This window comes from Bradyrhizobium sp. CCBAU 53338, assembly GCF_015291665.1.
Classification (GTDB): domain Bacteria; phylum Pseudomonadota; class Alphaproteobacteria; order Rhizobiales; family Xanthobacteraceae; genus Bradyrhizobium.
Genome location: NZ_CP030048.1, coordinates 6,027,371 through 6,040,927, shown reverse-complemented (window position 1 = coordinate 6,040,927; position 13,557 = coordinate 6,027,371). Strand labels below are relative to the sequence as shown.

Below are 13,557 nucleotides of genomic sequence, written 5' to 3'. Positions count from 1 at the left end.
TAACGCTAACGCGCGAAACCTGCCGCCCCGCCCCATTCGCGGTCCGATTTGCAGACTTATGTGACACTCTTGGGAGATGCTGCGACGCAGTCCAATCGCCAAGGGCCGCCAGTCCCGTGCACGCATGCTGAACCGCCATTTCTCCATTTACCTCGTCAGCTACATCCTGTCCGCAGCGGTCGGCTTCTTCGCCGTCACCGCCTATACGCGGCTGCTGACGCCGGCGGAGTACGGCGTCTATGTCGTCGGCATGAGCATTGCGGGCATTCTGGGCGCGATCTTCTTCGCCTGGATCAAGTTGTCGGTGTCGCGTTATCAGGCGATGTCCGCGGAGGCGGATTTTCGCGGCACGGCGATGGTCGCGTTTGCGCTGACCGTCCTCGCAATGTGCGCGGCGACACCACTTGTATTCCTGTTTCGCGGCGACGTCGGCGTCGAGCTGGTGCTCGCCAGCATGTTCGTCGCGATCATGTCGAACGGGTTCGACGTCGGCCAGGAGTTCGAACGCGCCAAATTTCGGCCGTTTCGGTTCGCGGCGATTGCGATCGTGCGCAGCGTGTCGAGCGTCGGCTTCGGCCTGCTCGGGATCTGGCTTGGTTGGGGCGGCATGGGCCTGCTCGGGGCATTCGGCCTCGGCTCGCTCGCCGGGATCATCCTCAATCTCGTGAGCGATCGCGCCAGGATAGCAAGCTTTTCGCGCAGCCAATTCATGCAGCTCGCGCGCTATGGCCTGCCGTTGACGCTGGCAGGGCTCTCGGTTGCGGTCTACTCGGCCAGCGACCGGCTCATCGTTGCCTATCTGCTCGGCAAGGATTCCGCCGGCATCTTCGGCGTCGCTGCCGATCTGCCGCGCCAGTTCATGGTCATGATCGCCACCAGCGTCGCCGCGGCCACCGTGCCGCTGGTGTTCCGCTCGCTGTCGGAGAAGAACGGCGACACGACGCGGGAACGGCTGACCGAGAGCCTCGAACTGCTGCTCGTCGTCGTTGCGCCCGTCGCGGTCTGGCTTGCGCTCGGCGCTGACCAGGTCGTCGGCACGCTCGTCGGCGTCGATTTTCGCGCCGGCGTGTCCGCGCTGCTGCCGACGCTGGTGCTCGCTCGCTTCTTCGGCATCGCCAATCAGTTCTACGTCCAGCTCAGCTTCCAGCTCGCCGAGCGACCGTTCATGCTGGCGGCGCAGTCGTTCCTCACTCTGGTTCTCAGCGTGGTGTTGATGTTCTCGCTGGTTGCAGGCTACGGCATCTACGGCGCGGCGCTGGCGACGCTCGCGACCGAGGTGATCGGCTTCGTCGTCGCCGTCGTGCTGATGCACCGGGCCCATCCCGTGCCGTTCGACGTCATCAGGCTCGCCGGTATCGCTGCGTCTGCCGTGGCGATGGCAGGAGCGATCTTCATCGCGCGTTCGCAGGTCGGCGGCACCGGTATCGTGGCGCTGATGATCGTGAGCGCTTCCGGCGGTCTCGCTTACGTCACCGCGGCGTGGCTGCTGAACGTCGCGAACGTACGGACGCTGTCGCTGCGCTTCCTGCGGACGTTCAATCGCAAGGCGCTGGGCGTCTAGCGCCCCGTTACCCCGCCAGAAAGCCTCCATCCACCGCAATGACGGTACCGGTCGCGTATTGCGAGGCCGGCATGCAGAGGAAGGCAACCGCTCCTGCAATGTCCTCCGGCTGTCCCCATCGCTTGAACGCGGTACGATCGGCGATGCGCTGATAATGCGCAAGGTCGGTCCGGCCGGCGGCGTTGATCGCGGTCTCGATGTAGCCGGGCGCCACCGCGTTGACGCGGATGCCCTCCTCGGCCCACTTCAAGGCCAGCGCCTTGGTCAGCATCACGACGCCGCCCTTGCTGGCGCAATAGGCCGGAATGCGCGGCAGCGCCAGCGTCGCGTTCATCGAGGCGATGTTGACGATCGCCCCCTCGGACTTCGACAGCATCGGGTGGAACGCCATGCAGGTCCGAAACGTGCCGGTCAGATTGACGTCGATCACCTTCATGAAGGTCTCGATCTCGAATTCCTTGTCGCGCGCGAGAATGCCGGCGCAATTCACCAGCGCGTCGACGCGCTTGTGCCGGCTCGCGAAGGACGTCACGGCCGCGTCTTCGGTTACGTCGAGCGCCGCAAGCGTCAGCCCCGCGCGCGGCTCGAGCAGGGTGCGCGCGAGCTCGGCTTCGTTTGCGCCGGTTGCCGTGACCGTCGCGCCGAGATCGCAAAACTGGTTGCTGATCGCAGCGCCAATGTCGCCGGCGCCGCCGATCACGACGGCATGAAAGCCGGGCGCGAGTGAGAAGTTCGAACTCATCTTGGGGGTCTCACGTGAGGGATTTCGGTGGCGGAGCCGTCGATTCACGGACCACCAGCGAGAAGTCGATCTCTCGATGCATGATGGTCTGCTCGCCGGCGAGGCTCCGAACCAGATATTCGCCGGCGCGCTGCCAGGTTTCCCCGGTCGGAACGTGGATCGTGGTCAGGCTCGGTCGCAGATGGCGGCTCCAGTCGAGGTCGTCGAAGCCGATCACCGACAGATCGCGCGGCACGGAGAATCCGTCGCGCTCGGCCTCGAGCAGCACGCCGTAGGCGATGACGTCGTTGCCGCACACCACGGCGGTGGGACGGTCCTTCAGGTTCAGGAGATAGCGCGCCGCCTCGCGCGCGTCGTCCAGCGTATAGGGCACTTCGACGTGCCATTGCGCAGGCAGCTCGATCCCGTTCTCCGCGAGCGCACGGCGAAAGCCGGCGACACGGGCGCTGGCGCGATCGTTGTTGCGCTGGAGCGCCGAGACGATCCCGATGCGACGATGGCCGAGCTCGATGACGTGCGCGGCGGCGCGATGGGCGGCGGCTTCATTGTCGGTGCCGACGCAGGGATAGGGCCGGTCAGGTTGGTAGATGCCGACATTGATGAACGGTGTCGCGTTGTCCGCGAGCAGCTTTCGCAGTCCGTCGTGGTGGCAGTCGCCGCGCAGCACGAGGCCGTCGACACCGCGGCTGATGAGGTTGCGCGCCTGCTGTAACTCGACGTCGAGATCGTATCCGCTGGTGGTGAGAAACAGCATGTATCCGACCGAAGATAGATACTGCTGCAGCGAGGCGATGCCGCGCGCGAACATCGTGTTGTCGATCGTCGGCACGATCGCACCCAAGGTGCGGGAACGGCGCGACGACAAAATGCGCGCGGGCGCATGCGGGATGTAGCCGAGCGCATCGATGGCCTGTTCGATCCGCGCACGCAGCGACGGGCTGACCGCATCGGGATTGTTGAGCGCGCGCGAGACCGAGGCCGTCGAGACGCCGGCCCGGGCCGCTACTGCGCGAATCCCCTGTTTTGCAGATTTGGCGTTGGTCAATCTCATGGATGTAACGTTACATGATGCGGCGCGAACCGCAAAGTGCGACAACTTTGCAAATTATCCGCGGATTATGCGGCTTGTCCATCGCTTGACACGGCCGATGCGAGGTCTATTTTGTAACCGTTTTCAGTGAAGCTCAAATGCGTTCAAAATGGTCCGCCAAGTTAAGGCGGACAGCCGGGAGGAGAGTTCGATGAAGGCCAGGATGCTCGCGACGCATGTCGCATTGCCCGTTCTCGCGATGGCCGTCGGTGCGCAGGCGCACGCGGCCGATTTCGACTGGATGAAATTCAAAGGCAAGACCGTCACCTTTCTCGCCAACAACAATCCGGTCTCGCAGGCGCTGCTGACCTACAAGGCGGATTTCGAGAAGTTGACCGGCATGACCCTGAAGGTCGACGGGTATCAGGAACAGCAGATGCGCCAGCGTCTGGTGACGGTCATGAACGCGAACAGCGACGAAGTCGACGTGTTCATGACGCTGCCCTCGCGCGAGGGCGAGCAGTTCGCTGCCGCCGGCTGGTACGGCGATCTCACCGCGATGGCGAAGAGCGAGGTCGCCAAGGACTACGATCCGAACGGGCTGAGCCAGGCCCTGCTCAAGGCCGCGACCTTCAACGGCAAACTTACCAGCATGCCGATGAACATCGAGGGCCCGATCTTCTATTACCGCACCGATATCTTCAAGAAGTGCGGTCTCGAGGCGCCGAAGACGATCAAGGACGTCGAGGCTGCGGCTGAAAAGATAAAGGCTTGCGACAGTTCGGTGACGCCGTTCGTCTCGCGCGGCCTCAAGCCCGCGGTCGCCTACACCTTCAGCAACATGCTGCACAATATCGGCGGCAGTTACATCGCCAACGGTAAATCGAACCTTTGCTCGGCCAAGGGCAAGGAAACACTCGACACCTATAGCCGCCTGCTGCGCGACTTCGGGCCGCCTGGTGTCGTCAACTACAGCTTCCAGCAGATTTCCGCGCTGTATCGCAGCGGTCGCGCCGCGATGGCGTTCGAATCGTCCAACGAGCTGCGCACGGTGATGGACGGCGGCGCGCGTCTGAAGGACACGGGCCTGTTGCCGTTCCCGGCGGGAGAAGCCGGCCAGGTGCCGACCACGATCGGCTGGGGCATGGCGGTGTCCTCGCACAGCAAGCAGCCGGACGCCGCCTGGTACTTCGTGCAATGGGCGACCAGCCCCGAAGTGCAGAAGAAGATGGCTCTGCAGGGCATTGCGCCGCCGCGTCCGTCGGTCGCCAAGGACCCCGAGTATCGCAAGTGGATCGATGAAGAGCCGGTGCGCAAGGAATGGCAGGCCGCGCTCGACGTGCTCGCCACGAAGGGCTCCTCCGAGGTCGGCTATCCCATCGTCGCCAATCCGGAGTCGCGCGAGTTCATCGGTCAGGCGGTGCAGGATCTGATCCTGAAGCAGAAGTCGGTTGACCAGGCCTGCGCCGATGCCGACAAGGCGCTCGATGCGCTGATCGCCCAGAAGTAACGGCCTGACGCCGGCAGGCGTGCTGCCTGCCGGCACCTCACTCCCAGGGAAGCGGACGCATGTCTGATACGGCTGCGACATTCACGCAGGACCGGCAGAGGCTGGAGATGGCAGCGCTCTCCGCGCCGGCCGTGATCTTCACGGTCGCGATGATCGCGTTTCCCGTCGTCTACACGATCTGGCTCGGCTTCCAGACCTTCTCCTCGACCGGCAGGCAGTCCTTTGCCGGCCTCGCCAATTATTCGAAGCTGATCTCCGACGTCGAATTCTGGCACGGGCTTTGGATCACGATCGCGCTGTTCGTGCTGTCGTTGGCGCTCCAGCTCGTCTTCGGCGTCTGGCTCGCGCTGGTGTTGTTTCACGCCAAGCGCCTGCCCGGCATCGTGCGCTCGCTGTTCATCTCGCCCTTCATGATGCCGCCCGTCGTGGCCGGCATGATGTGGCTCGTGATCCTCGATCCGTCGCTGGGCGCCGCCAATTACATCCTCCAGGCGGTCGGCCTGCCGCCGTCGGATTGGCTGGCCTCGCCGACATGGGTCGTTCCGACCGTCGCGCTGATCGACAGCTGGCAGTGGACGCCTTACGTCGCCTTGATCGTGCTGGGCGGATTGCAGTCCCTGCCGCCGAGCGTCTACGAGGCCGCGCAGATCGACGGCGCATCCCCGTTCAGGACCTTCCAGCGCATCACGCTGCCGCTGCTGCTGCCGACCATCGTCACCGCGGCTATCCTGCGCAGCGTCGATCTCCTGCGCTTCTTCGATATCATCTACATCACCACCCAGGGCGGTCCCGGCAACGCCTCGAACACGCTCAACATCTACGGCTTCCGGGTCGGCTTCGAATTCTTCAACATCGGCTATGCCAGCGCCCTGATGCTGACGCTGACGGCGATCGTGTTCGGTGCCGTGCTCGCCTTCAATCGCCTGCGCGGCGCAGTGGCGTGGTGACGTCATGAACGATGCCGCCAACACCGACCGCTGGATCCGCTGGCTCAACACCCTGCAGCTCGTGCTCGCCGGCGTGCTGATCATGGCGCCGACGGTCTGGATGGTGCTGTCCTCGTTCAAGCCGTCTTTCGAGGTCACGGCCTATCCGCCGACGCTGGTCTTCTCGCCGACGCTGGACAATTACGTCGAGCTGACCAAGACGACTCCGTTCCTGAGCTACGCGCTCAACAGCCTCATCGTCACCGTCGGCTCGACCGCGCTCGGGCTGCTGTTTGGAGTCCCCGCCGCCTTCGCCGTCTCCTGGACGCGGATATCGTGGCCGGCGATCCTGACGCTCGCCGCGCGCATGGCGCCCGGCACGCTGTTCCTGTTGCCGTGGTACGTCATGTTCCGGCAGGTCGGCATGATCGGTTCCTACACCGCGCTGGTCCTCAGCCATGCCGTGATCACGCTGCCGATCGTGATCTGGGTCCTGCTGCCGTCCTTCGACGGCATCCCGCGCAGCGTGTTCGAAGCGGCGCAGGTCGATGGATGCAGCGTCACGCGCATCCTCTGGCGCATCGCGCTGCCGCTGGTGGCGTCCGGCGTCGCGGTCTCGGCGATCCTCGCTTTCGTGTTCTCCTGGAACTACTTCCTGTTTGCGCTGGTGCTCTCCAATGGCGACACCAAGACGTTGATCGCGGCGGCCTTCAACTTCATCGGCGAAGGCTCGACGCAGTGGGGCGCCCTCATGGCGGCGGCGACGCTGATCGCATTGCCGCCACTGGTGCTGGCGGCTCTGGTTCAGCGCTGGCTGGTGTCCGGACTGACGCTCGGCGCGGTGAAAGGCTAGGTATCCGATGAAGACATCTCCCCGACCGAATTCGATCATGCAAGCCGCAGTCTTCCACGGCAACGACCGCATCACGATCGAGCGCGTGGCCATGCCCGATGTCGGCGCCGGCGAGGTGCTGGTCCGCGTCTCGCGCACCGCGCTGTGCGGCTCGGACTTCAAGCTCTGGCACAAGGGCGCCGAGTTCACCGCCGGCCACGAGATCTTCGGCGTCGTCGAGCAGCCGGGTCACCGTTTGCATGGCCGGCGCTGCGCCGTCTACATTCCTCTGCACTGCGACCGCTGCGCCGCCTGCAGGCGCGGCGACACCCAGATGTGCCTGGAGGTCTCCAGCCTGATCGGCTGGAACAGGCCGGGCGGCTACGCCGAATATGTGCCGGTGCCGGAAAACTGCCTGTTGCCGGTCCCCGATGATATCGAGGACAGCCTTGCGCCGCTGCTGCTCGACACCATCGGCACATCGGGCCATGCCGTGCGCTTCGTCAGTCGCGTGGTGCCGCCGCGCGAGGCCGGACCGGTGCTCGTGATGGGCGCGGGACCTGTCGGCCTCGGTGTCGTGCTGGCGCTTCGCGCGCTCGGCTATGACGATATCCATGTCGCCGATCCCAACGCCACGCGACTGAAGATTGCGCAATCGTTCGGCGCGAATGCGCACCCGGTCGGCGATACTTCAAAGCGCTTTGCGCTCATCATGGAATGCTCGGGCGCGCATGCCGCGCGCAATCTTGGCATCGAGCTCGTCCTGCCGCGCGGCGCGCTGGTGCTGGTCGGCGAGAACGCCGCACCCTGGACCATCGAGGAAGGGAAGGTGTTCCGCCGCAAGGATTTCTACATGATCCGGACCTTCTACTTCCCGGTGTCGGATTTCGAGCCGAATGTCGAGCTGCTGCGCAAGTACAAGGACGAATACCGCGTCCTCGTCGACGGCGAGTTCGGCCTCCCGGTGCTGCCTGAGAATTTCGCCCGCTTCGCCAAGGGCGAGCTGATCAAGCCTGTGCTGGCGCTGGACTGAGCGATCATGGCCTCGATCTCGATCCGCAACCTCGTCAAACGCTACGGCAATTTCACCGTGATTCCCGATCTCAATCTGGAGATCGCGGACCACGAGTTCGTCGTGTTCGTCGGCCCGTCCGGCTGCGGCAAGTCGACCTTGCTGCGGATCATCGCGGGCCTCGAGCCGATCTCGTCGGGCGATCTCTACATCGGCGACGTCCGCGTCAACGGCGTGCAAGCCGCGCAGCGCGACATCGCCATGGTATTCCAGGATTACGCGCTCTATCCGCATATGAGCGTCTACCACAATATGTCGTTCGCGTTGGAACTGCGGGGCACGCCGAAGGCCGAGATTGACGGGCGGGTGAAGCGGGCCGCGGAACTGCTGCACATCGAGCCTTATCTGGGCCGCAAGCCGAAGGAGCTCTCGGGCGGGCAGCGCCAACGCGTCGCCATGGGTCGCGCGATCGTGCGTAACCCCAAGGCATTCCTGTTCGACGAGCCGCTGTCTAACCTGGACGCAAAACTGCGAGGGCAGGTGCGCGCCGAGATCAAGGCGCTCTCGCAGGAGCTGAAGACCACCATGGTCTTCGTCACCCACGACCAGATCGAAGCCATGACCATGGCAGACCGCATCGTCGTGCTCCAGAGCGGCACGATCCAGCAATACGACACGCCCGAGGCGGTCTATGAGCGGCCGGCCAATCAGTTCGTCGCAGGCTTCATCGGTTCGCCCGCGATGAACTTCTTCCCGGTCGAGTGGCGCCAGCAGCGCGCGGTTCTCTCGCAGAGTGGCGCTGCGGTGCCGCTGGATGGTGAGGCCGCGGGCCGTCTGCGTCAGGCCGGCAACGGCGTGCTCGGCATTCGCCCCGAACATTTCGCCGTGGCGGCGGATTCCGCCGATGGTCTCGCCATCGACGTCAAGCTGGTCGAGCCGCTCGGTTCGGACACGCTGATCCATTTCGAGCTCGCCGGTGTCTCCGCCATCGCGCGGGTCGATCCGGCGCTGCGGCCGAAGGTCGGCGATCGCGTCACCCTGCGTCCGCAGCCGGGCAAGACGCATCTGTTCGATGCAACCAATGGGCAGGTCTTGCGGTGAGCGCGTCGGCCAACATCGTTGACCTCTCGGCGCTGGCGGACATTGCGTCCAGGGCCAGGCCGGTACACGTGATCTGTCTGGGGCTGTCCGCGCTCGATCAGGTCTGGCGCGTCGATCGGCCGTTCGCAGGCGGAAGCGAGAAGATCAAGGCCGTCGCCTACGGCACGCTCGGTGGCGGCATGGCCGCCAATGCGAGCGTCGCGGTGGCGAAGCTCGGCGCATCCGTCGCGTTCTGGGGGCGGGCAGGGCATGACGCCGCCGGCCACGAGATGAAGTCGGCCTTCACCGCTGAAGGCGTCGATGTCGAAAACTTTCGGCTGTTTGCCGATGGCCGCTCGTCCGTCTCGGGAATCATCGTCGATAGCAGCGGTGAGCGGCAGATCGTGAACTTTCGCGGGCTCTATCCCGAAGCCGCGGATTGGCTTCCGCTCGAAGCCGTCGCGCGCGCATCCTCCGTGCTGGCCGACCCGCGCTGGGTCGAGGGCGCCGCGACGCTGTTCCGGGAAGCGCGAGCGCGTGGCATCGCGACGGTACTCGATGGCGACGTGGCGGATGCCGACGTGTTCGAGCGGCTGCTGCCGCTGACCGACCACGCGGTCTTCTCCGAGCCTGCGCTCACCGCCTTTGCCGGCTCTGCGAAGGACGAGTCCCTCGCAGCGCTCGCGCGCTTCGGCTGCCGTGTCATCGCTGTGACGCGCGGCGAGGGCGGCGTGAACTGGTACGAGAACGGCCGGCTGCACCGGCAGGCCGCCTACACCGTCGACGTCGTCGATACCACGGGCGCGGGCGATGTCTTCCACGGCGCTTATGCGCTCGCGATCGGCGCCGGTCTCGACGTGCGTGCCGCCATGGCGTTTTCGGCGGCCACGGCCGCCATGAAATGCCGCCACGCCGGCGGCCGCAACGGAATCCCCACCATCAACGAGTGTCTTGTATTCATGAGGACGAAGCCATGAGAACGATTGGAAAGAACCGCGGCCTGGCCCGGCTTGCTGACGCGGATGGCCACTTTCGCATGGTCGCATTGGACCAGCGGCCGCCATTGTTCGATGCCATCGCCAAGGCAAAAGGCATCACGCGGGACCAGGTCGAATATTCCGACGTCACGGCGGCCAAGCGACTTCTGGTCGAGAACCTCGCACCGCATTGCAGCTCCATGCTGTTCGATCCGAACTTTGCCGTGCCCGCCGCAATCGACCTGCTGCCTCCGCGCTGCGGCCTGATCATGACGCTGGAAGAGCATCGCGTCGAGGAGACCGCGGGCGGCCGTAAGTCGCGCGCGATCACCAATTGGAGCGTCGACAAGATTCGCGCGATGGGTGGCGACGCGGTCAAGGTGCTGGCGTGGTACCGTCCGGACGCCGATGCCGCTGTCAACGAGCACCAGAAGACCTTCGTGCGCGAGATCGGCGAGGACTGCGCCCGCCACGACATTCCCTACGTCCTGGAGCTGCTGGTCTATCCGTTCCTCGGCAGCGCCAATCATACCGCCGACTACGTGGAATCGCCCGGCAAGCTGCCCGGTCTCGTCATCGACAGCGTGCGCGAGTTCGCCAAGCCCGAATACGGCGTCGATCTCCTCAAGCTGGAGAGCCCGCTTGCCGCCAACAGCCTGCCGGCCCGTGACAGCAGCGCTGAAGCAAAAGCCGCACAGAAGGAATTCGATGCGATCGGCGATATCTGCCGCGACCGCAGCATTCCCTGGGTGTTGTTGTCGGGGGGCGCTGAGCCCGAGAAATTCGAGCGCGTGCTCGACTACTCCTATGCTGCGGGCGCGAGCGGGTTCCTGGCGGGCCGCACCATCTGGCTCGATGCCGTGCTGAAGAACTTCCCGGACCGCGCCGCGGTCTCGGCGAGCCTGCGCAAGGATGGCCTCAACGTGCTGGAGCGGCTCAACAAGCTGACGACGGCCAAGGGTGCGGCCTGGAAGGCGCGCTTTCCCGTCTTCGCCGACATCAAGCAGGAAGGTGACTTCGCGCGCGCCTATTGAGATGGTAGAGGCTGCAAGATGACTGACAGCTTCACCATCCGCTCGATCGAGGCCTTCTGCTATCGCTACCCGCTGGCGACGCCCGTGGTGACGTCGTTCGGCAAGATGCTCAACCGTCCCGCCGTCTTCGTCCGGGTGATCGACGAAGACGGGGTCGAGGGATGGGGCGAGGCATGGTCCAACTTCCCCGCACCGGGCGCGGAGCATCGCGGCCGGCTCGTGAATGAAGTGCTCGCGCCCGGCCTCGTGGGTCGCAGGTTCGACCGTCCCGCTCAGGCCTTCGACGTCCTGACCAAAGGCACCGAGGTGCTCGCCCTTCAATGCGGCGAGCCCGGTCCGTTCGCGCAGGCGATTTCAGGCATCGATCTCGCGCTGTGGGATCTCGTTGCCCGGCGGCAGCAGGTGCCGCTGTGGCGGCTGCTCGGCGGCCAGTCGCGCAGGATCAAGGTCTACGCCAGCGGCATCAATCCCGGCGGCGCCGCGCGGACGGCCGAAGCAGCGCTCGAGCGCGGCCATCGAGCGCTGAAGCTGAAGGTCGGATTCGGTGCCGAGACCGATCTTGCCAACCTCTCAGCACTGCGTGCCATCGTCGGCGCCGGCATGCTTGCCGCCGATGCCAATCAGGGTTGGTCGGTGGATCAGGCATTGGAGATGCTGCCGCGGCTCTCCGCTTTCGATCTGCGCTGGCTGGAGGAGCCGATCCGTGCCGACCGCCCGCGCGAGGAATGGCGCAGGCTGCATGCGAGCGCGAAGATGCCGATCGCTGCGGGTGAGAACATCTCCAGCGTCGCAGGATTCCACGAAGCTCTCGCCGAAAACGTGCTTGGCGTGGTTCAGCCCGACATCGCGAAGTGGGGCGGGCTCAGCGCCTGCGCTCGACTGGCACACGATATTCTGAAGTCGGGCAAGACATTCTGTCCGCATTATCTCGGTGGCGGCATCGGATTGCTTGCCTCGGCGCATCTGCTCGCCGGCGTCGGCGGCGATGGCTGGCTCGAGGTCGACGCCAATGACAATCCGCTGCGCGATTTGTTCTGCGGTACCGTCGCTGATGTGACGGATGGTACGATTGTTCTCGGCGAGGAGCCGGGGCTCGGCTTCACGCCTGATCTGTCGGGCATCGCGGACTATCGCAGCCTCTAACGAGCGCAGTCACGACGCGATCCGTGCGAGTTCCCCCTGGCGGTCTATTCTGACGAGCTGCCGGTCGCTGATAGGCGATCCTGGTTTGATCATGATCGACGAGCCGACCGAAGGGCTCGCGCCGCTGATCGTGGACGTCGAGCGCGGCCATGCGAGCCCGTGCGTCGATGCGCTATGCCAGGGAAGGAGATACCGCGCATGCCCCGCCAAACATTCAAGTTCATCGGCGGAGCCGTCGCTCTGCTCGTCGTCATGGGCGTTGCACCCCGGTCGAGCAGGTGACGCCGATCCGCCAGTTGCAGATGGGGCGGTTCAACGGAAAATCCTGGGAGCTGTTCGGCGACGTGCTGGGCGAGTAGTCTCGACCTATCGTGGCGGGCGGGCAGGGCGTTGGCCTTTCCCGCCTCCCACCGCCCACCCGTGATTGCTTCCTCCAACAGCAGTGATGACATATGACGACACCGACCGGCCCTCTGAGCGGCATTCGCGTTCTTGATCTCACGAGCGTGTTGTTCGGTCCCTATGCCGCGCAGATGCTCGGCGACTGGGGCGCCGATGTCATCAAGATCGAGCCGCCGTCGGGCGACACCTGGCGCTACACCGGCGTGTTCCGGAACCGCGGCATGAGCGGTCAGTTCATGGCTGTCAACCGCAACAAGCGCAGTCTCGCGCTCGATTTGAAGCATCCGGACGGCAAGGCGGCGCTTGCAAGGCTGATCCCGACGGTCGACGCGCTCGTCACCAATGTGCGCCCCGCCGCGATGGCGCGGCTCGGCTTTGGTTACGCCGACTGCGCAAAGCTCAACCCGCGGCTGATCTATGCCGCGGCGACCGGCTTCGGCCAGGACGGCCCCTGGGCGGCACGCCCGGCCTTCGACGAGATCATCCAGGCGGCCTCGGGTCTCGCATCGTCGATCGGATCGGACGAGAAGCCGGAATTCGTCCCCAGCCTGATCGGCGACAAGATCTGCGCGATGGCGATGGTTGGCGCTGTCTCTGCGGCTCTGTTCCGACGCGAGCGCACCGGGAAGGGCCAGATGGTCGAGGTGCCGATGCTGGAGACGATCGCCGGCTTCAACAGCATCGAGATGCTGGGTGGCCACGCCTTCGATCCGCCGATCGGGCCGACCGGCTACAAGCGGATGAAGAACCGGCGTCCGGTCAGGACAAAGGATGGCTGGCTGACGATGCTGCCCTATTCCGGCGACAATTGGTGCGCCTTCTTCGAGGCCGTTGGTCGCCCTGAATTGAGCGACGAACTCGGGGTACGCGACCCCGTGCTGCGCTCGCAGAACATCGACAAGATCTACGACCGCATGAGCGAGATCGGGCCGACCCGCACCACTGCGGAGTGGGAGGAACTCTTGCTGCGGCTCGACGTGCCGCACACCGCGTTTGCCAAATTGACCGAGATCGGCGAGCAGCCGCATCTCGAGGCCGTCGGCTTGTTTGCGGAGATCGATCATCCCACGGAAGGCCGCATCCGGCAGGCACGGCCCGCGACCAGGTTCTCCGAAAGCCCGGCCGGCATCCACCGCATGGCGCCGCGCCTTGGTGAACATTCGCGCGAAGTGTTGCGCGAAGCCGGCCTGAGCGACGCCGAGATCGAAACGCTGGTGGAGAACAAGGCCGTTGGCGCGCCGTAAGGTCTGTTCATCCTCCGATAGTTTGCTCTTCGCCGTTGCCGGCCGGCGATGCGGCCATGTCCTG

The 13,557-nt window shown here is 65.1% G+C and carries 13 protein-coding genes and 1 pseudogene; 12 read left to right on the top strand and 2 right to left on the bottom strand.

Going from position 1 to position 13,557, the window contains the following annotated elements:
• Window positions 1-124 precede the first annotated feature (124 nt).
• The gene (locus XH90_RS28270; protein WP_194482842.1) at window positions 125-1,561 is read left to right on the top strand and encodes an oligosaccharide flippase family protein; all 1,437 of its coding nucleotides are present in this window, start codon (window positions 125-127) and stop codon (window positions 1,559-1,561) included.
• A 7-nt stretch (window positions 1,562-1,568) separates the two neighbouring features.
• Here the strand turns inward: XH90_RS28270 and XH90_RS28265 are convergent, their stop codons facing one another.
• Window positions 1,569-2,303, bottom strand: coding sequence for an SDR family NAD(P)-dependent oxidoreductase (locus tag XH90_RS28265; protein WP_194477561.1), 735 nt, complete (start codon window positions 2,301-2,303; stop codon window positions 1,569-1,571).
• 10 nt (window positions 2,304-2,313) lie between these two features.
• Window positions 2,314-3,354 (bottom strand): LacI family DNA-binding transcriptional regulator, encoded by a 1,041-nt coding sequence (locus XH90_RS28260; protein WP_194477560.1) that lies wholly within the window; start codon window positions 3,352-3,354, stop codon window positions 2,314-2,316.
• A gap of 190 nt (window positions 3,355-3,544) precedes the next feature.
• On the opposite strand from XH90_RS28260, the gene XH90_RS28255 reads away from it, so the two are divergent.
• The 11 genes and pseudogenes from XH90_RS28255 (at window position 3,545) to XH90_RS28210 (ending at window position 13,493) form a co-directional block, all read left to right on the top strand.
• Window positions 3,545-4,843, top strand: a complete 1,299-nt coding sequence (locus XH90_RS28255) for an ABC transporter substrate-binding protein (RefSeq protein WP_194477559.1) — start codon at window positions 3,545-3,547, stop codon at window positions 4,841-4,843.
• Between the two features lie 59 nt (window positions 4,844-4,902).
• The gene (locus tag XH90_RS28250) at window positions 4,903-5,790 is read left to right on the top strand and encodes a carbohydrate ABC transporter permease (RefSeq protein ID WP_194477558.1); all 888 of its coding nucleotides are present in this window, start codon (window positions 4,903-4,905) and stop codon (window positions 5,788-5,790) included.
• A 4-nt stretch (window positions 5,791-5,794) separates the two neighbouring features.
• Window positions 5,795-6,622, top strand: a complete 828-nt coding sequence (locus tag XH90_RS28245) for a carbohydrate ABC transporter permease (RefSeq protein ID WP_194477557.1) — start codon at window positions 5,795-5,797, stop codon at window positions 6,620-6,622.
• Window positions 6,623-6,629: 7 nt separating this feature from the next.
• On the top strand, window positions 6,630-7,634 hold the full coding sequence (locus XH90_RS28240; protein ID WP_194477556.1) for a zinc-binding dehydrogenase: 1,005 nt from the start codon (window positions 6,630-6,632) through the stop codon (window positions 7,632-7,634).
• A 6-nt stretch (window positions 7,635-7,640) separates the two neighbouring features.
• Window positions 7,641-8,714, top strand: coding sequence for an ABC transporter ATP-binding protein (locus tag XH90_RS28235; protein WP_194477555.1), 1,074 nt, complete (start codon window positions 7,641-7,643; stop codon window positions 8,712-8,714).
• Window positions 8,711-9,670 (top strand): sugar kinase, encoded by a 960-nt coding sequence (locus XH90_RS28230; protein ID WP_194477554.1) that lies wholly within the window; start codon window positions 8,711-8,713, stop codon window positions 9,668-9,670. Before XH90_RS28235 ends, XH90_RS28230 begins: the two co-directional genes overlap by 4 nt.
• A complete protein-coding gene (locus XH90_RS28225) occupies window positions 9,667-10,704 on the top strand; it encodes a tagatose 1,6-diphosphate aldolase (RefSeq protein WP_194477553.1) in 1,038 nt (345 codons plus the stop codon). Before XH90_RS28230 ends, XH90_RS28225 begins: the two co-directional genes overlap by 4 nt.
• Before the next feature lie 18 nt (window positions 10,705-10,722).
• A complete protein-coding gene (locus tag XH90_RS28220) occupies window positions 10,723-11,847 on the top strand; it encodes a mandelate racemase/muconate lactonizing enzyme family protein (protein ID WP_194477552.1) in 1,125 nt (374 codons plus the stop codon).
• A 40-nt stretch (window positions 11,848-11,887) separates the two neighbouring features.
• Window positions 11,888-11,980, top strand: a pseudogene (locus tag XH90_RS39145) (ABC transporter ATP-binding protein); the annotation flags it as partial.
• Window positions 11,981-12,014: 34 nt separating this feature from the next.
• Entirely contained in the window at window positions 12,015-12,206 is a 192-nt protein-coding gene (locus XH90_RS28215) for a hypothetical protein (protein ID WP_194482911.1), read from the top strand.
• A gap of 93 nt (window positions 12,207-12,299) precedes the next feature.
• Entirely contained in the window at window positions 12,300-13,493 is a 1,194-nt protein-coding gene (locus XH90_RS28210; RefSeq protein WP_194477551.1) for a CaiB/BaiF CoA-transferase family protein, read from the top strand.
• Window positions 13,494-13,557 lie beyond the last annotated feature (64 nt).

Coding starts and splice junctions, on each gene's coding strand:
- XH90_RS28240 (WP_194477556.1), top strand. CDS start 6,630: ATGAAGACATCTCCCCGACCGAATTCGATCATGCAAGCCGCAGTCTTC.
- XH90_RS28255 (WP_194477559.1), top strand. CDS start 3,545: ATGAAGGCCAGGATGCTCGCGACGCATGTCGCATTGCCCGTTCTCGCG.
- XH90_RS28270 (WP_194482842.1), top strand. CDS start 125: ATGCTGAACCGCCATTTCTCCATTTACCTCGTCAGCTACATCCTGTCC.
- XH90_RS28215 (WP_194482911.1), top strand. CDS start 12,015: ATGCGCTATGCCAGGGAAGGAGATACCGCGCATGCCCCGCCAAACATT.
- XH90_RS28250 (WP_194477558.1), top strand. CDS start 4,903: ATGTCTGATACGGCTGCGACATTCACGCAGGACCGGCAGAGGCTGGAG.
- XH90_RS28245 (WP_194477557.1), top strand. CDS start 5,795: ATGAACGATGCCGCCAACACCGACCGCTGGATCCGCTGGCTCAACACC.
- XH90_RS28260 (WP_194477560.1), bottom strand. CDS start 3,354: ATGAGATTGACCAACGCCAAATCTGCAAAACAGGGGATTCGCGCAGTA.
- XH90_RS28220 (WP_194477552.1), top strand. CDS start 10,723: ATGACTGACAGCTTCACCATCCGCTCGATCGAGGCCTTCTGCTATCGC.
- XH90_RS28225 (WP_194477553.1), top strand. CDS start 9,667: ATGAGAACGATTGGAAAGAACCGCGGCCTGGCCCGGCTTGCTGACGCG.
- XH90_RS28235 (WP_194477555.1), top strand. CDS start 7,641: ATGGCCTCGATCTCGATCCGCAACCTCGTCAAACGCTACGGCAATTTC.
- XH90_RS28265 (WP_194477561.1), bottom strand. CDS start 2,303: ATGAGTTCGAACTTCTCACTCGCGCCCGGCTTTCATGCCGTCGTGATC.
- XH90_RS28210 (WP_194477551.1), top strand. CDS start 12,300: ATGACGACACCGACCGGCCCTCTGAGCGGCATTCGCGTTCTTGATCTC.